Source organism: Actinophytocola sp. (assembly GCF_036555685.1).
GTDB lineage: Bacteria > Actinomycetota > Actinomycetes > Mycobacteriales > Pseudonocardiaceae > Actinophytocola.
In genome coordinates this window covers 1-19,237 of record NZ_DATBKY010000213.1, presented here as the reverse complement: position 1 = coordinate 19,237, position 19,237 = coordinate 1, and the positions used below count along the sequence as shown (strand labels likewise).

The 19,237-nt window shown below is 71.4% G+C and carries 23 protein-coding genes; 17 read left to right on the top strand and 6 right to left on the bottom strand.

Annotation, left to right across the window (positions count from 1 at the left end; genetic code table 11):
• From VH969_RS20105 to VH969_RS20070, 8 genes are all read left to right on the top strand, one after another.
• On the top strand, positions 1-2,333 hold a 2,333-nt coding region (locus tag VH969_RS20105; RefSeq protein WP_331976441.1), incomplete at its 5' end, for an aerobic carbon-monoxide dehydrogenase large subunit.
• The gene (locus VH969_RS20100) at positions 2,333-2,929 is read left to right on the top strand and encodes an SRPBCC family protein (protein WP_331976439.1); all 597 of its coding nucleotides are present in this window, start codon (positions 2,333-2,335) and stop codon (positions 2,927-2,929) included. The genes VH969_RS20105 and VH969_RS20100, both read left to right, overlap by 1 nt.
• 133 nt (positions 2,930-3,062) lie before the next feature.
• The gene (locus VH969_RS20095; RefSeq protein ID WP_331976437.1) at positions 3,063-3,320 is read left to right on the top strand and encodes a hypothetical protein; all 258 of its coding nucleotides are present in this window, start codon (positions 3,063-3,065) and stop codon (positions 3,318-3,320) included.
• Positions 3,320-3,547 carry a hypothetical protein gene (locus tag VH969_RS20090; protein ID WP_331976435.1) on the top strand — a complete coding sequence of 76 codons (228 nt, stop codon included), beginning with the start codon at positions 3,320-3,322 and terminating at the stop codon, positions 3,545-3,547. Before VH969_RS20095 ends, VH969_RS20090 begins: the two co-directional genes overlap by 1 nt.
• A gap of 1 nt (position 3,548) precedes the next feature.
• Positions 3,549-3,812, top strand: a complete 264-nt coding sequence (locus tag VH969_RS20085; protein ID WP_331976433.1) for a hypothetical protein — start codon at positions 3,549-3,551, stop codon at positions 3,810-3,812.
• A 2-nt stretch (positions 3,813-3,814) separates the two neighbouring features.
• Entirely contained in the window at positions 3,815-4,174 is a 360-nt protein-coding gene (locus VH969_RS20080; protein ID WP_331976431.1) for a hypothetical protein, read from the top strand.
• The gene (locus tag VH969_RS20075; protein WP_331976429.1) at positions 4,171-4,527 is read left to right on the top strand and encodes a hypothetical protein; all 357 of its coding nucleotides are present in this window, start codon (positions 4,171-4,173) and stop codon (positions 4,525-4,527) included. Before VH969_RS20080 ends, VH969_RS20075 begins: the two co-directional genes overlap by 4 nt.
• Positions 4,524-4,955, top strand: a complete 432-nt coding sequence (locus VH969_RS20070; protein ID WP_331976427.1) for a hypothetical protein — start codon at positions 4,524-4,526, stop codon at positions 4,953-4,955. Before VH969_RS20075 ends, VH969_RS20070 begins: the two co-directional genes overlap by 4 nt.
• 27 nt (positions 4,956-4,982) lie before the next feature.
• Here the strand turns inward: VH969_RS20070 and VH969_RS20065 are convergent, their stop codons facing one another.
• From VH969_RS20065 to VH969_RS20050, 4 genes are read right to left on the bottom strand one after another with little or no spacing between them, the layout of a single operon-like run.
• Entirely contained in the window at positions 4,983-5,264 is a 282-nt protein-coding gene (locus VH969_RS20065; RefSeq protein ID WP_331976425.1) for a hypothetical protein, read from the bottom strand.
• A gap of 11 nt (positions 5,265-5,275) precedes the next feature.
• Positions 5,276-6,382: a vWA domain-containing protein gene (locus VH969_RS20060; protein ID WP_331976423.1), complete on the bottom strand. Its 1,107-nt coding sequence runs from the start codon at positions 6,380-6,382 to the stop codon at positions 5,276-5,278.
• Positions 6,375-7,232 (bottom strand): AAA family ATPase, encoded by an 858-nt coding sequence (locus VH969_RS20055; RefSeq protein ID WP_331976421.1) that lies wholly within the window; start codon positions 7,230-7,232, stop codon positions 6,375-6,377. Before VH969_RS20055 ends, VH969_RS20060 begins: the two co-directional genes overlap by 8 nt.
• Positions 7,229-7,495 carry a hypothetical protein gene (locus VH969_RS20050; RefSeq protein WP_331976419.1) on the bottom strand — a complete coding sequence of 89 codons (267 nt, stop codon included), beginning with the start codon at positions 7,493-7,495 and terminating at the stop codon, positions 7,229-7,231. Before VH969_RS20050 ends, VH969_RS20055 begins: the two co-directional genes overlap by 4 nt.
• 200 nt (positions 7,496-7,695) lie before the next feature.
• On the opposite strand from VH969_RS20050, the gene VH969_RS20045 reads away from it, so the two are divergent.
• Complete coding sequence (locus VH969_RS20045; protein ID WP_331976417.1) at positions 7,696-8,985, top strand: RICIN domain-containing protein; 1,290 nt, start codon at positions 7,696-7,698, stop codon at positions 8,983-8,985.
• Positions 8,986-9,215: 230 nt separating this feature from the next.
• Here the strand turns inward: VH969_RS20045 and VH969_RS20040 are convergent, their stop codons facing one another.
• Entirely contained in the window at positions 9,216-9,629 is a 414-nt protein-coding gene (locus VH969_RS20040) for a VOC family protein (RefSeq protein WP_331976415.1), read from the bottom strand.
• Between the two features lie 72 nt (positions 9,630-9,701).
• The gene (locus VH969_RS20035) at positions 9,702-12,470 is read right to left on the bottom strand and encodes a glycoside hydrolase family 2 TIM barrel-domain containing protein (protein WP_331976413.1); all 2,769 of its coding nucleotides are present in this window, start codon (positions 12,468-12,470) and stop codon (positions 9,702-9,704) included.
• Positions 12,471-12,896: 426 nt separating this feature from the next.
• Here VH969_RS20035 and VH969_RS20030 point away from each other — a divergent pair, with 426 nt between their 5' ends.
• The 8 genes from VH969_RS20030 to VH969_RS19995 form a co-directional block, all read left to right on the top strand.
• Entirely contained in the window at positions 12,897-14,315 is a 1,419-nt protein-coding gene (locus tag VH969_RS20030; protein ID WP_331976411.1) for a family 2B encapsulin nanocompartment shell protein, read from the top strand.
• Between the two features lies 1 nt (position 14,316).
• A complete protein-coding gene (locus VH969_RS20025) occupies positions 14,317-15,717 on the top strand; it encodes a family 2B encapsulin nanocompartment shell protein (protein WP_331976409.1) in 1,401 nt (466 codons plus the stop codon).
• Positions 15,717-16,757: a family 2 encapsulin nanocompartment cargo protein polyprenyl transferase gene (locus VH969_RS20020; RefSeq protein ID WP_331976407.1), complete on the top strand. Its 1,041-nt coding sequence runs from the start codon at positions 15,717-15,719 to the stop codon at positions 16,755-16,757. The genes VH969_RS20025 and VH969_RS20020 overlap by 1 nt, the downstream gene beginning before the upstream one ends.
• Complete coding sequence (locus tag VH969_RS20015) at positions 16,754-17,515, top strand: bestrophin-like domain (RefSeq protein ID WP_331976405.1); 762 nt, start codon at positions 16,754-16,756, stop codon at positions 17,513-17,515. Before VH969_RS20020 ends, VH969_RS20015 begins: the two co-directional genes overlap by 4 nt.
• Positions 17,512-18,000: a hypothetical protein gene (locus VH969_RS20010; RefSeq protein WP_331976403.1), complete on the top strand. Its 489-nt coding sequence runs from the start codon at positions 17,512-17,514 to the stop codon at positions 17,998-18,000. The genes VH969_RS20015 and VH969_RS20010 overlap by 4 nt, the downstream gene beginning before the upstream one ends.
• A gap of 30 nt (positions 18,001-18,030) precedes the next feature.
• The gene (locus tag VH969_RS20005; RefSeq protein WP_331976401.1) at positions 18,031-18,162 is read left to right on the top strand and encodes a hypothetical protein; all 132 of its coding nucleotides are present in this window, start codon (positions 18,031-18,033) and stop codon (positions 18,160-18,162) included.
• A gap of 93 nt (positions 18,163-18,255) precedes the next feature.
• The gene (locus VH969_RS20000; protein ID WP_331976399.1) at positions 18,256-18,657 is read left to right on the top strand and encodes a hypothetical protein; all 402 of its coding nucleotides are present in this window, start codon (positions 18,256-18,258) and stop codon (positions 18,655-18,657) included.
• A 235-nt stretch (positions 18,658-18,892) separates the two neighbouring features.
• Positions 18,893-19,237 (top strand): sigma-70 family RNA polymerase sigma factor (locus tag VH969_RS19995; protein WP_331976397.1); only part of this gene is annotated, 345 nt, incomplete at its 3' end.

Genomic DNA, 19,237 nt, shown 5'->3' with positions numbered 1-19,237 from the left:
AGCGGGTCGAGGACAACCGCTTCATCCGCGGCAAGGGCAACTACACCGACGACATCGTGCTGCCCGGCATGCTGCACATGGAGATCCTGCGCAGCCCCGTGGCGCACGCGCGCATCAAGTCGATCGACACCAGCAAGGCCTGGGAGATCCCCGGCGTGCGGCTGGTGCTGACCGGCGAGATGGCCGCGCAGCGCAACCTCGCGTGGATGCCGACGCTGTCCTACGACACGCAGGCCGTGCTGGCGACCGACAAGGTCCGCTTCCAGGGCCAGGAGATCGCGGTCGTCGTGGCCGACGACCCGTACATCGCGAAGGACGGCTGCGAGGCCATCGACGTGGAGTACGAGCCGCTGCCCGCGATCGTGAACCCGGAGCAGTCACTCGCCCCGGGCGCGCCGCTGATCCGCGACGACAAGGAGGGGCAGACCGACAACGTCTGCTACCAGTGGGAGGTCGGCGACAAGGCGGCCACCGACCGCGCGTTCGAGCAGGCGGACGTGGTGTCGCGGCTGAAGCTGCACTACCCGCGCTCGCACCCGTCGCCGATCGAGTGCTGCGGCTCGATCGCCAACTTCGACCCGGCGACGCAGAAGCTGACCGTCTACATGACGACCCAGGCCCCGCACATCATCCGTGCCGCGGTGGCGCTCGTGGCCGAGCTGCCGGAGCACATGATCCGGATCATCTCGCCGGACATCGGCGGCGGGTTCGGCAACAAGGTCCCGGTCTACCCCGGATACGTCTGCTCGATCCTGTGCTCGATCCTGCTGGGCAAGCCGGTGAAGTGGATCGAGGACAAGTTCGGCAACCTGATCTCCACCGGGTTCGCTCGCGACATGTACTTCGACGGCGAGCTGGCGCTGCGCGCCGACGGCAAGATCCTCGCCGCGCGGTTCCACGCGGACACCGACCAGGGCGCGTTCTTCTCCGACGCGCAGCCGAGCAAGTTCAAGATCGGCCTCGTGCACTCCGCGTTCGCCTGCTACGACATTCCCGTCGGGCACATCACGGCACGCGGGGCGTACACCAACAAGGCGCCCGGCGGCGTCGCCTACCGGTGTTCCTTCCGGGTCACCGAGGCGATGTACTTCCAGGAGCGCATGATCGCCGCCGCGGCCGCGGACCTCGGCCTGGACCCCGCCGAGTTCCGCCGGCGGAACCTCGTGCGGGACGACCAGTTCCCGTACCGGACGCCGTTCGGCTTCCTCACCGACTCCGGGCAGTACCACAAGTGCCTGGACATCGGGCTGGCGGCGATCGGGTACGAGCAGTTCCTGACGGACAAGGCGGAAGCGGCCAAGCGCGGGCGGCGGCTGGGCCTCGGGATCTCGACGATGACCGAGCCGCTCGGCGCCGGCAACAGCCGCGAGTACGACATCCTCGGCATCAAGATGTTCGACTCGGCCGAGTTGCGCGTGCACCCGACCGGCAAGGCGATCCTGCGCACCGGCGCGAAGACGCAGGGCCAGGGGCACGAGACCACGTGGGCGCAGATCGTCGCGCACGAGCTCGGCATCCCGGCCGCGGACGTCATGGTCGAGGAGGGCGACACGGACACCGCGCCGTTCGGCATGGGCACGTACGCGTCGCGCTCAACGCCGGTAGCCGGAGCCGCGGTGGCCATGGTCGCGCGCAAGATCCGGGCCAAGGCACGGAAGCTGGCCGCGCACCTGCTGGAAGTGTCCGAAGAGGACGTCGAGTGGGAGCTGGGCCGGTTCTACGTGCGCAGCGCACCGGACCGCGGCGTGACGATCCAGGAGTGCGCGATGGCCGCGTACGGCAACATGCCCGACGGCATGGAGCCGGGCCTGGAGAACAACGCCTACTACGATCCGCCGAACCTCACCTGGCCGTTCGCCTGCTACATCGCGACCGTCGAGGTGGACCCGGAGACGGGCGTGTGGGACGTGCTGCGGTTCGTCGCCGTCGACGACTGCGGCGTGCGCATCAACCCGATGATCGTCGAGGGACAGATCATGGGCGGGCTCACCGAGGCGTACGCGATGTCGAACATGCAGTTCATCACGTTCGACGAGGAAGGCAACTGCGTCGGCTCGAACTATATGGACTACCTGCTGCCGACCGCTTGGGAGACACCGGGTTTCGAGCTGCACGAAGTCGTCACGCCCTGCCCGCACCACCCGATCGGCGCGAAGGGCGTCGGCGAGTGCGCGGCGGTCGGCGGGCCGGCGGCGTACGTGAACGCGGTGCTGGATGCCTTGTCCGACACCGGGGTGCGCAACATCGACATGCCGTTGCTGCCCGACCGGGTGTGGGAGGCCATCAACACGCGCGCGGACATCTCCGGGGCGCCACCGGTGAGGGCGGACTGATGCTCATCAACAGCGATTTCGAGGTGCCCGCGCCGGTCGAGAAGGTGTGGGACTACCTGCTCGACGTGCCGCGGATGGCGCCGAACCTGCCCGGTACGGAGCTGACCGAGGTGCTCGACGAGAACAGCTACAAGGGCCGGGTCACGATCAAGATGGGCCCGGTGTCGATGCGGTTCGCCGGTGACGTGGAGATCGTCGAGCGGGACGAGGCCAACCACAAGGCCGTCATCAACGCCGCGGGCGCCGACGAGCGCGGCCGCGGCCAGGCGGCGATGGTGCTCACCGCGACGCTGGCGAAGGCCGCGGGCGGCACGAAGGTGAACATCGCGCAGGACCTGCAGGTCTCCGGCGCGGCCGCGCAGTACGGCCGCGGCATGATCACCGATGTCACCAACGTCCTCGTGCAGCAGTTCTCCCGCAACGCCGCCGAGGACATCCCGCGGTGGCTGCGTGGCGAGGAGCGCGCGGCCGGCCAGGTGAGCTCGGCCAGCGGCCTCGGGATCGGCCTCACCGCGGCCATGACCGCACTGAAACGGGTGTTCTGGCGGTTCTTCGGTTCGAACACCCGCCGCCGAGCCGCAATGGGGCGGTCATGACCGCACTGGAGCCGCGTGTCCACCAACCGCACCTCAGGGGAACGAGACGCGACGCGACCACGAGTACGTCCCGGACGGGCGGCCATAAGCCCACGGCGACCAACACTTTTGATTCCGGGGAGGCGGGCTGACCATGGCTCTGTGGTGGATCGGCGCGATCGCGTTGCTCGTCGTGGTACTGCCGGTGGTGATCTTCCTGCTGAACCGGATCCTCGCCGCGGTCGAGCGGATCCGCGACGCCGCCGACGAGATCCTCGCCGACGGGGTGGCGCTCGACGACGGCCTGGCGCCGGTGTCCGGGCTGCTCGCCACGACGGACGAGACGATCAAGGAAGTCCAGGTCGGCGCGGTTCGCTACGCCGGCAGCGTGCAGAAACTCCTGGAGGGCTGATGCCTGCCGTAGCCTGGGTCACGCTCGTGGCCGCGACGCTGATCATCGGGCTGACCGCGGTCGCCCTGATCCGCGTGATCGTCCACTTGACACACGTGAGGCGCACGCTCGACACGCTCACCGGTGGCGTCGAGTCGATCGCCGAGCGCACCAGCACGGTGCCGGCCCGCCTGGTCTCCGTGAACGCCACGCTGAAGCCGGTGCGCGACTGGACCGAGGGAGTCTGACATGAACCTCGCCCAGGACGCCGACCTCACCGGCTGGAACGTCGGGCTCGTCATCGGGCTCGTGGTCGTGGTCGCCGTGGTCGCGCTGGTCACCCCGATCATCGTGCTGGCGTACCGGATCGGGAAGCAGGCGCCGCGGATCGACGCGGCCCTGCGGCAGGCGGAGGAGAACACCGCGCCACTCGGCGCGCTGACGACGACCATCGACCACGCCGAGACGATCGTCGCCGGGCTCGAGCGCGGCCGGCACCGGTTGGGAGGATGACCATGGCTGTCGCCCTTGCGGACAACGAACTCACCTACTGGTCGGTGATACTGCTGCTCGGCCTGATCGTGATCCTGGCCGTGGTCGCACTGCTCAGCCTGCTCGTCTACTACGTCAAGCTGATCGACAAGCGGGTGGCCGCGGTGCGCGACACGCTCGAGCGGGTCACCGAGAACACCCGGCACGCCGCGTTGATCCCGCAGACGGCGGACCGGGTGGACGCGGTGCTCGCCGAAGGCCTGCAGCACCACCTGTTCCTGGGCCGCGCGGTGCTGGCGACGGGGCCGTCGACGTCCGCACCGCCCGCGCCGGCCGAGCCGGCCGAGCCCGTTCCGGCGACCACGTCCGGAGAGTCCTCATGAGCGAGTCGACGCTGGTTGTGCTGACGGTCGTGGAGATCGTGGTGCTGATCGCCGGGCTGGCGTTCTTCCTGTTCTGGATCGGCTCGCTGCTGACCCGGATCGCGACGAACCTGGAGAAGTGCTCGGAGCACGTGAAGACGGTCAACAAGCATGCCGTCGACATCGTGCCGGGCGTGGCGCACATCAACCGCACGGGCAAGGTGGTGGCATCGGCGCTGCCGCTGCTGTACGGGTTCGCCGAGCAGATCGTGGCGAACGTGTCGCCCACTCCGACGCGCTCCCCGGTCGCGAAGCCGGCGTCCGGCAGCCGTCGCTCCCGCCTGCACGACTCGGTGGGCTTCAAGCCGGGATGATCCGCCTCGGCACCCTCGCGGGCTACCTGTTCGAAGGACCGCGGCTGCTCGGGGGCTGGACCCCGCCCCCGGCGGCCGCGGTCTATGTGATCCTGTACCGCCCGTCCCCCGACGAGCGCCCCGACCGGTACGCGGTGACGTACGTAGCCCACAGCGACGACCTCTCCGCGGAGCGGTTCCCCTTCCAGCACCCGAGGGCGTCCTGCTGGCTCAAACGCGCGGGGTCGAAGTGGAAGGTCCACATCGCCACGTTCGAGGTCCCGGGTGGCACCCGCGCCCACCGGGAGCAGATAGCCCGCGAGCTGATAGCCGTCTACAAGCCGAGCTGCAACACCCAGCAGTACGACAGGTCGTGGGAAGACCGCTGGATAGGCGAATACGAAGCCAGAACCACGAAGCCACTCACGACACCGAAGGACCCGACGTGAGCGCACGGAAGCCGCGTGGGAACGCGGTCAGCCCTCGAACTCCTCTTCTTCGTTCACGACCTCCACCCGGGTGACCGGCCACTTCGGCAGCTCCGCCGAACGGACCGCCGACTCGAACTCCGCGCGCGCCTTCGACACCGCCTCCTCCCGGGACGATGCCTCGACCACCAGCTGCGCGCCGTATCGAGGCGTGCCGATGCCCGTCGCGATCCCGCCGCTGCCCGCCACCGCGTCCGCGAGGGCCAGGATCTCGTCGTGGGACATGTCGCGGTCGCCCTCGGCTTCCAGGCCTACGCTCCAGCGGATCATCGAAGGTCCTTTCAGGACAGTGTGGGCAGGAGGGCGGCGAAGTCCTCCAGGCTCGCCAGGTCGTGGCCGGACAGCACGTGGTCCACGTACGGTTCGGCCACCATCATGCCCACCGAGCGCGCGCCCGAGGAACCGTGGGGGTTGAGCCAGACCACCTGGTGGCACAACCGGGACAGCCGCGCCATCGACTTCTCCAGCAGCGAGGGATCGCCGCGGTCCAGGCCGTCCGAGCAGATCACCACGATCCCGCCCCGGCACACCCCGCGCCGGCCCCACCGCCGCACGAACGCGTCCACCGACGCCCCGATCCGCGTTCCGCCCTCCCAGTCGATCACCGCGAGCGCCGCCTGCCGCAGCGCCTCGTCCGGCGACCGGGTCCGCAACGCACGCGTGATGCACGTCAGCCGCGTGCCGAAGCAGAACACCTCCACCCGCCGGGCCGCCCGCCGCGTCGAGTGGGCGAACTGCAGCAACGCCCGCGAGTAGTCCGCCATCGAGCCCGACACGTCCAGCACCAGCACCAGCGGCCGCGGCCGTACCCGGCGCCGCCGCCAGTACAACGACACCAGCTCGCCGTGCGTGCGCATCGACCGGCGCACGGTCCGCCGCATGTCGAGCGCGCGCCCGGACGTGGCCGGGCGGGTACGGCGGGTCACGCGACGCGGCGGGGTCAGCCGGATGCGTGCCATGATCCGGCGCAGCAGCGCGAGCTCGTCGTCCGTGCACTCCGCGAACGACCGGTGCCGCATGACGTCCACTGTGGACGCCAGCAAGCCGAGCGAGGCCTCCTCGGTCTCCGACGTGCCCGGCTCGGTCGCGGGCACCACGAACGTCGACTCCGCGACGGCGCCGGCCGGCGTGGCCTTCAGCTCGAGCAGGGCGGCGGGCGGCGCCGCGGCGCCGAGGAAGAACCGGTGGAACACCTCGTCGTACGGGGCGAGGTCGTCGCGCCGGTTGACGAGCGTGGTCCGCCCCGCCCAGTACAGGTCGACGAGATCGGCCGGGTCCAGCGTGGCGAGCGCCCCGCAGAACGCCTGCACGTCACCGGTGCCGACGGCGAGCCCCTCGGTCCGCAGCTCCCGCGAGAAGTCCACCAGCAGCCGGACGAACTCAGGCATCCGGGACGATCTCCCCGAGCGACTCGCGCACCAGCTCGAGGTCGTCCCGCTCCTTGACCACCGCGCCCAGCGTGTCCGCGGCGACGGCCGGCGTCAGCGAGGTCTCACCGAGGAAGTCCAGCGTGCGCGCCCAGTCGATGGTCTCCGCGACGCCCGGCGGCTTGGCGAGGTCCAGCTCGCGCAGCCGGTTCACCGCCGCCACCACCTTGCGGGCCAGCGCCTCCGACACGGCCGGCTCGCGCAGCAGCACGATCTCGACCTCGCGGTCCGGTGCCGGGTAGTCGATCCAGTGGTACATGCATCGCCGCTTGAGCGCGTCGTGCAGCTCGCGCGTGCGGTTCGACGTGAGGATCACCAGCGGCGGCTCGGCCGACGCGATCGTGCCGATCTCCGGGATGCTGATCTGGAAGTCCGACAGCACCTCCAGCAGGAACGCCTCGAACTCGTCGTCGGCCCGGTCGATCTCGTCGATCAGCAGCACGCACCGCTCGCCCGCGCGCACCGCCTTCAGCAACGGCCGCTCCAGCAGGAAGTCCGGCCCGAAGAGCTCCCGGACATCCGCCGACCCCGGCTCGGACAGCGCGCGGATGTGCAGCAGCTGGCGGGCGTAGTCCCACTCGTAGAGCGCCTGGGCGGTGTCGATGCCCTCGTAGCACTGCAGCCGGATCAGGTCCCGGCGAAGCACCGACGCGAGCACCTTCGCGATCTCGGTCTTGCCGACACCGACCTCACCCTCGAGCAGCAGCGGGCGGCGCAAGGACAGCGACACGTACACGGCGGTGGCGAGGCCGCGGTCGGCCAGGTAGGCACCCCGGCGAAGCGTCTCGGCCAGCTCCGCGACGGACTTCACGAGGGCCGGTCGGCACGCTCGGACAGCAGGTCGGCGACGCTCTGGCCGCCCGCTCGCAGCTTGCCCTCGCGCTCGAGCTTCGCCCGCCACGCGGCACGCATGTCCTCGTCCACCGGCTCGGCCGCCCCGCCGAACCCGACATGCTTCATCGCCTTGCACGCCTTGCCCCGGCCGTGATGGCCGAGTGCGGCGTCGAGGTCGGCGGCGGACTGCTCCCGCGCGTGCCAGATGTCCCGCAGCACCGTCAGAGCCTCATCGCTCACCGCGAACCACCTCCACGAGCAAGGCTACGCGGGCCGCGGGCGACGGGAACCCCGCCGTTAACCGATCACTTAAACGCCGGTTCCGAAGCCGGGACCGGAACCGGTTTCGAAAATCGTCGCCCAACTCTTGTCCGGCTGGTCTAGACCATGGCATCCTTTGTTGTCAGGGACAACAAACCTACTCGTCGGTGGTGACAAAGATGTCCTCACACCCCTGCTCACGACGATTCAGATATCCCGCCCTGCTGACCGTCCTCGCCTCGGCTCTACTCGGCGCCGCCGTGGCGACGGGCTCTCCCGCGGCCGGGGCACCCGGCCAAGCGGCCACGCCCGCCGGGAAGGCCGACGTCGGGATCCTGGCCACGACGTTCGCGGACGAGTTCAACGCGCCCGCGGGCACCCCGGTCGACGGCTCCAAGTGGGTCATGGAGACCGGCGACAACGTCAACAACCACGAGCGGCAGTACTACACCAACTCCACCAGCAACGCCGTCCACGACGGCCAGGGCAACCTGGTGATCACGGCCCGGCGGGACAACCCCGGCAACTATCAGTGCTGGTACGGCCGGTGCGAGTACACCTCCGCCCGGCTCAACACGTCCGGGAGGTTCACCCAGGCCTACGGCCACTTCGAGACCCGGCTCAAGATGTCCCGCGGCCAGGGCATGTGGCCCGCGTTCTGGTTGCTGGGCAACAACATCGGCAGCGTCGGCTGGCCGCAGAGCGGCGAGATCGACATCATGGAGAACGTCGGCTTCGAGCCGTCGACCGTGCACGGCACGATCCACGGCCCCGGCTACTCCGGCTCGGGCGGCATCGGCGCGGGCTACTCGATCGGCGGCGCGTTCGCCGACGGGTTCCACACGTTCGCGCTCGACTGGTCGCCGAACCGGCTCGTCTGGTCGGTGGACGGAAACGTCTACCAGACAAGGACTCCCGCCGACCTCGGCGGCCGGCAGTGGGTCTTCGACCACCCGTTCTTCATCATCCTCAACCTCGCGGTCGGCGGGTACTGGCCCGGTGACCCGAACGCCGGCACGCCGTTCCCGAACACGCTGACCGTCGACTACGTCCGCGTCACCACCGACGGCGGTGGCGGGGGCGGCGGTGGCGGCGGCCGGATCACCGGTGTCGGCGGCAAGTGCGTCGACGTCGCCGGCGCGAGCCCCGCCAACGGCACGCCGATCCAGCTGTGGGACTGCAACGGCACGGCCGCGCAGCAGTGGACCGTGAACGCCGACGGCTCGATCCGTGCGCTCGGCAAGTGCATGGACGTCACCGGCGGCTCGACCGCCGACGGCGCGAAGGTTCAGCTGTACGACTGCAACGGCTCCGGCGCGCAACGCTGGACGGTGACCGGCGCACGGGACATCGTCAACATCGCGGCGAACAAGTGCCTCGACGCCACGAACAACAGCTCCGCCAACGGCACTCGCCTGCAGATCTGGAGCTGCACCGGCGGCGCCAACCAGAAGTGGACCGTCGGTTGAGCTGTCCAATCGACGAACACGGTGCCGCCCCGCGGGCGGGGCGGCACCGTGATTCGCCCCGCGTGCACGGGCGGCGGCGCGGACTCGTGCGGCGGTATCGGCCAGTCGAGCCGGGAGTTCACCCGGATATTCGCCGCGTGCACCGGAAAGGCCGGTCACGTGACGGTTGCGGGCGCAGGCGACTCGAGGCCGCCGTCCGTGGCGGGCTCGAGTCGCCGTTATCGCCGGGATCAGCCCTGCGGCTGCGAGATGTTCACCATCCACGGAGTGCCGAACTGGTCGACGACCATGCCGAACTCGTCGCCCCACATCTGCTTTTCGAGGGGCATGGTGACCTTGCCGGCCGCCGCCAGCTTTTCCCAGTAGCCGTGCAGCTCGGCGGTGTCGTCGCCGCTGAGGCTCACCGTGATCGTGTCGCCCGGGTTGTAGGACATGCCTTCCGGCGTGTCGGAGCCCATGAGCGCGAATCCGTTGGGTGCCTCGAGCTGTGCGTGCATGATCTTGTTGGCATCGGGGCTGTCCTGAGCGCCGAAATCGCCGAACGTGCTGATGTTCAGTTCGCCGCCGAAGACGTCCTTGTAGAACTCCATCGCCTGCCGGGCGTTGCCGTTGAAGCTGAGGTACGGGTTGAGACGAGACGCCATTTGCAAGCTCCCCTTGGTCGTTACCGAGAGCAACATCCTTGCAGAGACCGGCCGGCCCCACAACGGGACGGCTCATCCCAGTTTGACCGGCTCCAGCACGAACGTGAACGCCGTCTTGTTCAAGAAAAGCTCGTAGTTCGGCAAAGTTCCGGGCCCGCACGAGGCCGTGCCGATGCCGTGGTGGCCGACGTCGACGGAAAGCTCGATGTGCTCCCCCGCGACCAGCTGGTTACGGTGCGTGGCCGCCGCGAGCGCCGCGTCGGACCAGCGGCGAACGGTCAGGCCGAACGGTTCCGCACCGGTGATCTTGACGCCGTCCCCCGCCGCGTCGGTCAGCGTGGCCCACCGGACGCCCGCGCGGCGGCCGTTCTCCTGCGGGCGGATGTAGGGCGTCTGCAGCTCGTCGACCGTGGCGTGGAAGCGGCCGGCGCGCGCGGCCAGCCCGGTGTCCGGATAGGACTCTCCGGGGCCGAGGCCGAACCAGCGCACGTGGTCGAGTGTGCGCGGCAGGGTGAACGCGATCGCGAGCTTGGCGATCGGCTCCGGCCACGCGCCCTCCGGGTCGAGGTCGACGTGGAGCGCGACCGCCCGCTCCAGCGGGACCCAGCGGTAGGCCACCCGCACGGCGCGGTCGGTCGCCGCCGCGGCCGCCCGGGTGCGCACCACCAGCTCCTCCCCGGCCTCGACGTCGTCGAACCGCTCGGTCAGCCGGTGGAGGCCCATCGCGAGCCAGGTCTCGTGCAACCGGCCGATGCGGTCGTTGTCGGTCGGCGGGCGCCACAGCTGCAGCCGCGGGCCGGCGACCGGCCTGCCGGACAGCGTGGTGAGCCGTCCGGTGCGGTCGAACGCCGCCGGGCCGAGCGCGTACCCACCGTCGGTCCGAAGTAGACGCGAGGACGGCACGGGGGCGGGCATGGGCGCCGGTGCGTTCAGGCGGTGCTGCGCCCACGCCACCTCGTGCCCGGCGTGCGCCCACGCGGTGTCCGCGGCCAGCACGGCCCGCACGGTCAGCCATACCTCGCCGTCCGCGCGGAACGCCGGCAGCGGCACGGTCCCGCCCGTGGCCGGCACCTCGAACACGCCGGCCTCGCCCGGCTCGACCGTCCACTCGAAACGCAAGCCGGACAGGTCACCGCGCACGGCGGTGACCGTCAGCCCGTCCGGCCCGAACGTGAACCGGACCGGCTCGTAGGCCTTCTTCACGTCGAGCAGGCCGGGCGACGGCGTGCGATCGGGGAACAGCAGGCCGTCGATGACGAAGTTGCCGTCGTGCAGCGGCTCGTCGAAGTCGCCGCCGTAGGCGAACTCGAGCTCCGGGTGCCGCAGCCCGTGGTCGATCCACTCCCACACGAACCCGCCGGCGCAGCGCGGGTGCCGGTCGAACAGCGCCACGTACTCGGCGAGCCCGCCCGGCCCGTTGCCCATCGCGTGCGCGTACTCGCACTGCACGAACGGGATCGTGGTCTGCTCGCTGATCGCCGCGGTCTCCTTGTGCGAGGCGTACATCTCGCTGCGCACGTCGACGTACTCGCAGTCGTGGTCACCCTCGTAGTGGACCGGCCGGGACGGGTCCCGCTCGCGCGTCCACGCCGCGGTCGCCGCGAGGTTGGCACCCGTGTGGCTCTCGTTGCCGAGCGACCACAGCACGACGCTCGGGTGGTTCTTGTCCCGCTCGACCGTGCGCCGCATGCGGTCGAGGTACGCCTCCCGCCACCGCGGGTCGTCGGACGGGTTGTCGCGCCAGCCGGCGAACAGGAACCCGTGCGTCTCCAGGTCGCACTCGCCGACCACCCACAGGCCGGCCTCGTCGCACAGGTCGAGGAACGCGGGGTGCGGCGGGTAGTGGCTGGTGCGCACGGCGTTGACGTTGTGCTGCTTCATCAGCAGCACGTCGGCGCGCATCGTCTCGTACGGGACCGCGCGCCCGAAGTCGGGATGGAACTCGTGGCGGTTCACCCCGCGCAGCGCGAGCGGCTCGCCGTTGACCAGCAGCACACCGTCCACGATGGACACCGTGCGGAAGCCGACGCGCAGCGACACCGTCTCCCCGTCGGTCGCCACGGTCGCGGCGTAGAGCCGCGGCGACTCGGCCGACCACGGTTCGACGGGCACGGTCACGGCCGAACCCGTTGCCAGGCCGGCGATCCCGAGCTCCGGCACCGACACGACGGCGGGCGTCGACGCGTCCACGCGGAGCGTGCCCGCGCCGGTCGCGTGGTCGTAGTCGGCGCGCACGAACACGTCGTCGAGCGCGCCGGGCGGGCGGCGCAGCAGGGTCACGCCACGGAAGATGCCGGGCAGCCACCACTGGTCCTGGTCCTCGAGGTAGCTGCCGCCCGACCACTGGTGCACCCGTACCGCGAGCACGTTGCGGCCCGGCCGCAGCACGTGGCCGACCTCGAACTCGGTGGGCAGCCGGCTACCGGTGAAGTGGCCGAGCTCGGTGCCGTTGAGCCACACCTTCGCGCACGACTCGACGCCGTCGAACCGCAGCACCACGTCCCCGGACCAGCCGGGCGGCAGGTCGAACGTGCGCCGGTGGTCGCCGGTCGGGTTGTCCTCCGGTGGGCGGGGCGGGTCGAGGGGGAAGGGGTAGGCGACGTTCGTGTACCACGGCGAGCCGTGCCCGTAGAGCGGCCAGTGCGAGGGCACCGGCAGCACCAGCCAGCCCGAGTCGTCGAAGCCGGGTGCGGCGAAGTCCGCGGGCGCGTCGGCGCTGCCCGACAGGTGGAACCGCCAGGTGCCGGACAGGTCGATGCACGGCGCGTCGGAGTGCAGGGCGGCGCGCGGCGCGCGCCGGCCCGATCCGGGTGCGAAGTCCGCGTAGTAGGTCGCGCTCATCGCGAGCCAGCATAGTTGTCCGGCGAACCAGCAGCTGGGACAAAACGGACGAGCGGTCGTCCGGAGACCACGCGGGTGCCGTCTCACCACGTCGTGTTCCAGGTCCTCGGCGCTACCGGCACCGGACGCGCAGGGGCCGGGTGATCAACCGCCAGTAGCGCGCCGGCTGGGCCGGTTCAGCGACCCGCGTCCCTCTCACTTCCGCGATCAGCCACCCGCTCGCGAGCAACACATTCCCCGGGTGGCCTAACCCGTCACACGGGGTGCAGCGCCGCACCACCGACAAGAGTGGAATCCTCCCGGAGCGGGCCATCGGTATTCCCACGCGGCCGACCACACTGTTGGGCGACTGTGCCGTCGAGGAATTCCGGTGTTAGCTGCGATTCAGGTGGCTTTCCCGGAATTTCGCGATGGGTGGTGTGCGCAGTGACGGTGACCGAGCCCGCGGCTCCCGGACTCGACACGAACGGCAACGGACGGCAGAGCCTCGCGACCGAGGCCGCGAGAAACCTTGCCACGACGAAGAAGTCCGTCCCGCAGATGCAGGGCATCTCGTCCCGCTGGCTGCTGCGGATGCTGCCGTGGGTGCAGGTCTCCGGCGGCACGTACCGGGTCAACCGCCGGCTCACCTACGCGGTCGGGGACGGGCGGGTCACGTTCACGGGTACGGGTTCGGAAATCCGGGTGATTCCCGCGGAGCTGGGTGAGCTGCCGCTGTTTCGCGGATATGACGACGACGAGATCCTGGCCGCACTCGCCGACCGCTTCGAGCGACGGGAATTCCAGCCCGGCGACGTGATCGTCGAGTTCGGACATGAGTCGAACGAGGCATTTCTGATCGCCCACGGAAAGGTCAACAAGATCGGGCCAGGGCACTACGGCGACGAGACCGTGCTCGGCGTGCTCGCGAACGGCGACCACTTCGGCGACGAGACGCTGGCCGACCCGAACAGCATGTGGGAGTACACGGTCAAGGCGCTCACCCCGGGCACGCTCCTGATGCTGTCCCAGCCGGCGTTCGACGAGCTGGTCGAGCGGTCCGAGTCGCTGCGGGCCCGGCTCGACGCGTTCCGCTCCGGCGCGGCCGCCGAGGCCAACCCGCACGGCGAAGCGTCGATCGAGCTCGCGTCCGGGCACTCCGGCGAGCCCGACCTGCCCGGCACGTTCGTCGACTACGAGCTCGCGCCGCGGGAGTACGAGCTGTCGGTCGCGCAGACCGTCCTGCGGGTGCACAGCCGCGTGTCCGACCTCTACAACGAGCCGATGGACCAGACCGAGCAGCAGCTGCGGCTGACCATCGAGGCGCTGCGCGAGCGCCAGGAGCACGAGCTGGTCAACAACCCGGAGTTCGGCCTGCTCGCGAACGCGGACCTCGGCCAGCGGATCCACACCCGCACGGGCCCGCCGACGCCGGACGACCTGGACGAGCTGCTCGCGCTCGTCTGGAAGAACCCCGGCTTCTTCCTCGCCCACCCGCGCACGATCGCCGCGTTCGGCCGCGAATGCTCGCGGCGCGGGATCTACCCGGACGGTGTGGACGTCGGCGGCAACCGGGTGCCCGCCTGGCGGGGCGTGCCGCTGTTCCCGTGCAACAAGATCGGCGTCTCGGCCACCCGCACGAGCTCGGTCATGCTGATGCGCGTCGGCGAGGAGCAGCAGGGCGTGATCGGGCTGCACCAGACCGGCATCCCGGACGAGTACCAGCCCAGCCTTTCCGTGCGCTTCATGGGGATCAGCCCGAGGGCGATCGTGTCCTATTTGGTCAGCGCGTACTACTCGGCGGCCGTTCTGGTGCCGGACGCGCTGGCCGTGCTGGAGAACGTCGAGCTCGGCCGGGAGGGCTGACGTGACGACCGTGGAGACCGGCGTCCGCATCGAGGCGACGGTGCGCCGGAGCCTGAGCACGGCCGCGGCGCGCAACCTCACGACGACCACGAAGTCCGTCCCGCAGATGCGCGGCGTCACCCCGCGCTGGCTGCTGCGCATGCTGCCGTGGGTGGACGCGAAGGGCGGCACCTACCGGGTCAACCGCCGGCTGAGCCTCGCGATCGGCGACGGGCGGCTCACGTTCGTCAACGCCGGCACCGACGTGCGGGTGGTGCCGGCGGAGCTGCGCGAGCTGCCCCTGCTGCGCGACTTCACCGACGAGGCCGCGCTCACCGCGCTCGCCGGACTGTTCACCCAGCACGAGTTCGACGCCGGCGAGGTGATCGTCGAGAGAGGACGGCCGGTGGACCGGCTCCTCCTGCTGGCGCACGGAAAGGTGCGCAAGCTCGGCACCGGCGAGTACGGCGAGCCGGTCGTCCTCGACGTGCTCGCGGACGGCGCCCACTTCGGCGACCAGGTGCTGGCCGGGGACGCGGGTGACTGGGGGTTCACGGTCAGGGCACTCACCCCGTGCACGGTCCTCGTGCTCGCGGACCGCGCGTTCCATGAGCTCACCGGCCAGACCGGCGCGCTGCGCGAGCACATCCGCGTCGAGCTGGCGAAACCCCGGGGGACGCGGAACAAGCAGGGTGAGGCGTCGATCGAGCTCTCGTCCGGACACGCCGGCGAGGTCGAGCTGCCCGGCACGTATGCCGACTACGAGCTCGCGCCGCGCGAGTACGAGCTGGCCGTCGCGCAGACGCTGCTGAAGGTCCACACGCGCGTCGCGGACCTCTACAACGACCCGATGAACCAGACCGAGCAGCAGGTCCGGCTCACCGTCGAGGCGTTGCGGGAACGCCAGGAGCACGAGCTGGTCAACAACCGCGACTTCGGCCTGCTGCACAACGCGGACCTGCGGCAGCGGGTGTTCACCCGGACCGGCCCGCCGACCCCGGACGACCTCGACGAGCTGCTGTCCCGTCGGCGCGGGTCGCGGTTCTTCCTCGCCCACCCGCGCACGATCGCCGCGTTCCGCCGCGAGTGCACCAAGCGCGGCATCTACCCGGCGAACGTCCCGCACGAGGGCACGGTCGTGCAGAGCTGGCGGGGCGTGCCGATCCTGCCGTGCGACAAGATCCCGATCACCGACGGACACCTCAGCTCGATCCTCGTCATGCGCACCGGCGAGGCGGACCAGGGCGTGATCGGCCTGCACGAGACCGGTATCGACGACGAGATCGCGCCGGGCATGAACGTGCGGTTCATGGGCATCGACGAGAAGGCGATCATCTCCTACCTCGTCAGCGCCTACTTCTCCGCGGCCGTGCTGGTGCCCGACGCGCTCGGGGTCCTCGAACACGTCGAGATCGGCCGCTGATGGCCGCCCCCGACGTCTCCACCGGGTGCTCCCCGGCCCGGGAGACGCTGGAGTGGAGCCGCGCGCTGGTCGACCCGGCGCTGCGGGCGGCGGTGGACACGCTGCCGGCCACGATGCGCCGGATCGCCGGCTACCACCTCGGCTGGTGGGACGAGCACGGCGCCGGCGTGCCGGCGCGGGCGGGCAAGGCGGTGCGCCCGGCGCTGGTGCTGCTGTCGGCCGCGGCGGGGACGGCGCAGGGTGGCGGGTCGCCGCGCGAGGCGGTGCCGGCCGCGGTGGCCGTCGAGCTGGTGCACAACTTCTCGCTGCTGCACGACGACGTGATGGACGGCGACGCGACCCGCCGCCACCGGCCGGCCGCGTGGCGGCTGTTCGGCACGGGCGCCGCGATCCTGGCCGGGGACTCGCTGCTCACCCTCGCCCTGGACGTGCTCGCCGCGAGCGGGCATCCGGTCGCCGGACGGGCCATGCGGATGCTGTCGGCCGCGGTGCAGGACCTGGTGGACGGGCAGAGCGCGGACATGGCGTTCGAGCGGCGGGAGAGCGTCGAGCCGGCGGAGTGCGAGCGGATGTCGCTGCGCAAGACGGCCGCGCTGATCGGCTGCTCGTGCGCGCTCGGCGCGCTGTTCGGCGGCGGCGACCACGAGCGGATGCGCGCGTTCGGCGAGCACGTGGGCCTCGCGTACCAGCACGTCGACGACCTGCTCGGGATCTGGGGCGACCCCGCGGTGACCGGCAAGCCGGGGTACTCGGACCTGCGCAACCGGAAGAAGTCGCTGCCGGTGGTTTACGCGCTCGCGTCGACCACGCCGGCCGGGCGCGCGCTCGCGACGCTCTACCGCCGCCCGGACGAGCTGGACGACGCCGACCTGCGGCGGATCGCGCTGTTGATCGAGGCGGCGGGCGGCCGGGCGTGGAGCCGGGCGGAGGCCGACCGGTTGGTCGCGCTGGCGCTCGACGAGCTCGCGACCGTGGACCGGGGACCGGCCGCGACCGGGCTGGCGGCGCTCGCCCGGCTCATCACCCGCCGAGACCGATGAACGTCTTCGTCAGCGGCCTGGTGTGGGTGGCGGGCGCGGCGCTCGTGGCCGCGTGCGTGGCGTACCTGGTGCGGCGGATCGGGGCCACCGAGGGCACGGTCGAGAACAACGAGGCGGCCGGCCAGGTCTTCACGCTCGTCGGCGGCCTGCAGGCGGTGCTCGTCGCGTTCGTGCTGATCTCCTTGTTCGACGGGGCGAGCGCGGCCGAGGACGGCTCGTACACCGAGGCGGACAGCGTGGTCGCGGCCGTGTGGGCGGCGGACTCGCTGCCCGAGCCGGCCCGGGTGGAGATCGCGAAGACGGCGCGGTCGTACGCGCGCACGGTGCTCGAGGACGAGTGGCCGCGGATGCGCGACGGCCGGCCGGTGGGCGACGCGGGCTGGCAGGAGCTCTCCGACCTGCGCCGGATGGTGGCGGCCGCGCCGGCCCGGGACGAGTGGACCGTCGACCAGAAGAGCGAGGCGTCCGAGCGGCTCTGGTCGGCGTACCAGGCGCGGCAGGAGCGGCTGAACACGGTGACGAGCGGCGGGGTCAACTCGGTCGTGTGGTTCGCGCTCGTGGCCGGGGCGCTCATGTCGCTCGCGCTGCCGCTGCTGTTCGGCGGGCCGCGGCCGCTGACCCACATCCTGATCGTGTCGACGCTCGCGGCCACGATGACGCTGCTGCTGTTCGCGACACACGAGCTGCAGAACCCCTACAGCGGCGGCGCGGCGGTCCAGCCGGCCGCGTTCGTGTCCGCACTGGACAGGCTGCGGTGATCGCGCGCCTCGTCCTGGCCGCCGGCACGCTCGCCGTGTCGGTGGCGCTGGCGTTGCCCTCGGCCGCCGGGCCGACCGCGTCGGTCGAGATCGCGCAGCGCCCGCCACCGACCCGCCCGTGGCCCTGGCCGTCACCGAGCCCGCCGCCCCCGTCCGCCCCACCCGCGCCGTCGCCGCCCGCGCCGCCGCCGGCAGCGCCGCCCGAGGCGAGCCCGGAGCAACCCGCGCGACCACCCCGATCGGCGCCGCGCGCACCCGAACCGGCGCCCGCCAAGCCGAGCGCCGCGAACCCCGCACGGACGCCGCACCCGAAGCCGGCGCGGCCACCCACGGCGTTCCACCGTCCCGAGCCCGAACCGGCCGCCGCGCCGACCGCAGGGGCACGTCCGGAGACGGCGGCGAAGCGCCGCTGGGCGCTGACCGCCGCGATCGTGATCGTGGCCGCCGGTGCCGCCGCGGCCCGAAGCGCGCGGCGCGGGCGCTGAGCGGTGTGCAGCCGGTCGAGGACCACCACGGTGGTGGTCCCGACTGCTGCCTGCCAGGCCGGCCTCGCCGCGTCGGCGGTCTTCTCCCCGGACGCGATCGACCGGCGGGTGACCTCGGTGTCGCGGTGCGTGACGATCCGGCGGTCCCGGCGAGGCTCGTGAAATTTTTCGTGGCTTTTTCGTGACCGCATGTCGTTTTGGGCGGCCCCTCTTCGACGTGTCTATGACAGCACCACCGAGGGAAGGGAAAGTCCGATGACCGCCACGCTGACACTGGTCGAGAACCGGACCGAGCCGACCCTCGCGCGCACCAGCCTGACCGACGCGCTCGCCGCCGAGGACCACGCCGAGGACACCGGCTGGCTGGACCCGCTCGACCGGCTGACCTGCCGGACGCACCGCCGCTGGATCCACGAGTGCGGTCACAGCGACCTGCACGTCATCCCGGTCACCGGACACCGCTGGTGCCGCCCGTGCCGCCGCGCGCTGGAGATCGCGGTGGACGAGGTGACCCGCACGGTGACGCTGCACTGCCCGCGCTGCGACCGAGGCGCCGCCACCCGCGCCGACCACCAGCTGATCGCCGCCTGCGAGGCGAGCCTGACCGCCGCGCGCGCGACCCGCACCACCCCTCCGGCCGTCGCGATGGCGGCCTGACCCACCGCTCGGGCGGTCCGCCTGCCTCCCGGCGGGCCGCCCGGTTCCACTCCGCACAACAGAAGAGCTCGGGCGACCCGGCCAGGGGGTAGGTCGCCCGTTTCACACCGAAGGGCCGGACGGCCACACGTCCGGCCCTTCGGTGTCGGTGCCGCGTGGAAAACTCGGCGAGGACCGATGACTTCCGCGTCCCGCGCGGGTCTCAACCGGTACGCAAACCCGAGAGGAGTCCGCTTTGCCCGTCGAGGACCGGCCGGTGGAGCCGGACTTCCTGCGCCAGGCCGACCCGTACCGGCGCGAGCTGCTGGCGCACTGCTACCGGATGCTCGGCTCGGTGCACGACGCCGAGGACCTCGTGCAGGAGACCTACCTGCGCGCCTGGCGCGCGTTCGACCGCTTCGAGGGGCGCTCGACGGTGCGCACCTGGCTGTACCGGATCGCCACGAGCGCGTGCCTCACCGCGCTGGAGAGCCGCAAGCGGCGGCCGCTACCGGCCGGCCTCGGCGGCCCCAGCGAGGCGGGTGGCAAGCCGCTCGACGAGCGGCCGGAGGTGCCGTGGCTGGAGCCGCTGCCGACCGGC

What these genes read in the sequence shown, in the direction of transcription:
- VH969_RS20085 (WP_331976433.1), top strand. Translation starts at nt 3,549, where the DNA reads ATGAACCTCGCCCAGGACGCCGACCTCACCGGCTGGAACGTCGGGCTC.
- VH969_RS20020 (WP_331976407.1), top strand. Translation starts at nt 15,717, where the DNA reads ATGGCCGCCCCCGACGTCTCCACCGGGTGCTCCCCGGCCCGGGAGACG.
- VH969_RS20065 (WP_331976425.1), bottom strand. Translation starts at nt 5,264, where the DNA reads ATGATCCGCTGGAGCGTAGGCCTGGAAGCCGAGGGCGACCGCGACATG.
- VH969_RS20000 (WP_331976399.1), top strand. Translation starts at nt 18,256, where the DNA reads ATGACCGCCACGCTGACACTGGTCGAGAACCGGACCGAGCCGACCCTC.
- VH969_RS20035 (WP_331976413.1), bottom strand. Translation starts at nt 12,470, where the DNA reads ATGAGCGCGACCTACTACGCGGACTTCGCACCCGGATCGGGCCGGCGC.
- VH969_RS20070 (WP_331976427.1), top strand. Translation starts at nt 4,524, where the DNA reads ATGATCCGCCTCGGCACCCTCGCGGGCTACCTGTTCGAAGGACCGCGG.
- VH969_RS20100 (WP_331976439.1), top strand. Translation starts at nt 2,333, where the DNA reads ATGCTCATCAACAGCGATTTCGAGGTGCCCGCGCCGGTCGAGAAGGTG.
- VH969_RS20040 (WP_331976415.1), bottom strand. Translation starts at nt 9,629, where the DNA reads ATGGCGTCTCGTCTCAACCCGTACCTCAGCTTCAACGGCAACGCCCGG.
- VH969_RS20060 (WP_331976423.1), bottom strand. Translation starts at nt 6,382, where the DNA reads ATGCCTGAGTTCGTCCGGCTGCTGGTGGACTTCTCGCGGGAGCTGCGG.
- VH969_RS20075 (WP_331976429.1), top strand. Translation starts at nt 4,171, where the DNA reads ATGAGCGAGTCGACGCTGGTTGTGCTGACGGTCGTGGAGATCGTGGTG.
- VH969_RS20095 (WP_331976437.1), top strand. Translation starts at nt 3,063, where the DNA reads ATGGCTCTGTGGTGGATCGGCGCGATCGCGTTGCTCGTCGTGGTACTG.
- VH969_RS20080 (WP_331976431.1), top strand. Translation starts at nt 3,815, where the DNA reads ATGGCTGTCGCCCTTGCGGACAACGAACTCACCTACTGGTCGGTGATA.
- VH969_RS20045 (WP_331976417.1), top strand. Translation starts at nt 7,696, where the DNA reads ATGTCCTCACACCCCTGCTCACGACGATTCAGATATCCCGCCCTGCTG.
- VH969_RS20015 (WP_331976405.1), top strand. Translation starts at nt 16,754, where the DNA reads ATGAACGTCTTCGTCAGCGGCCTGGTGTGGGTGGCGGGCGCGGCGCTC.
- VH969_RS20090 (WP_331976435.1), top strand. Translation starts at nt 3,320, where the DNA reads ATGCCTGCCGTAGCCTGGGTCACGCTCGTGGCCGCGACGCTGATCATC.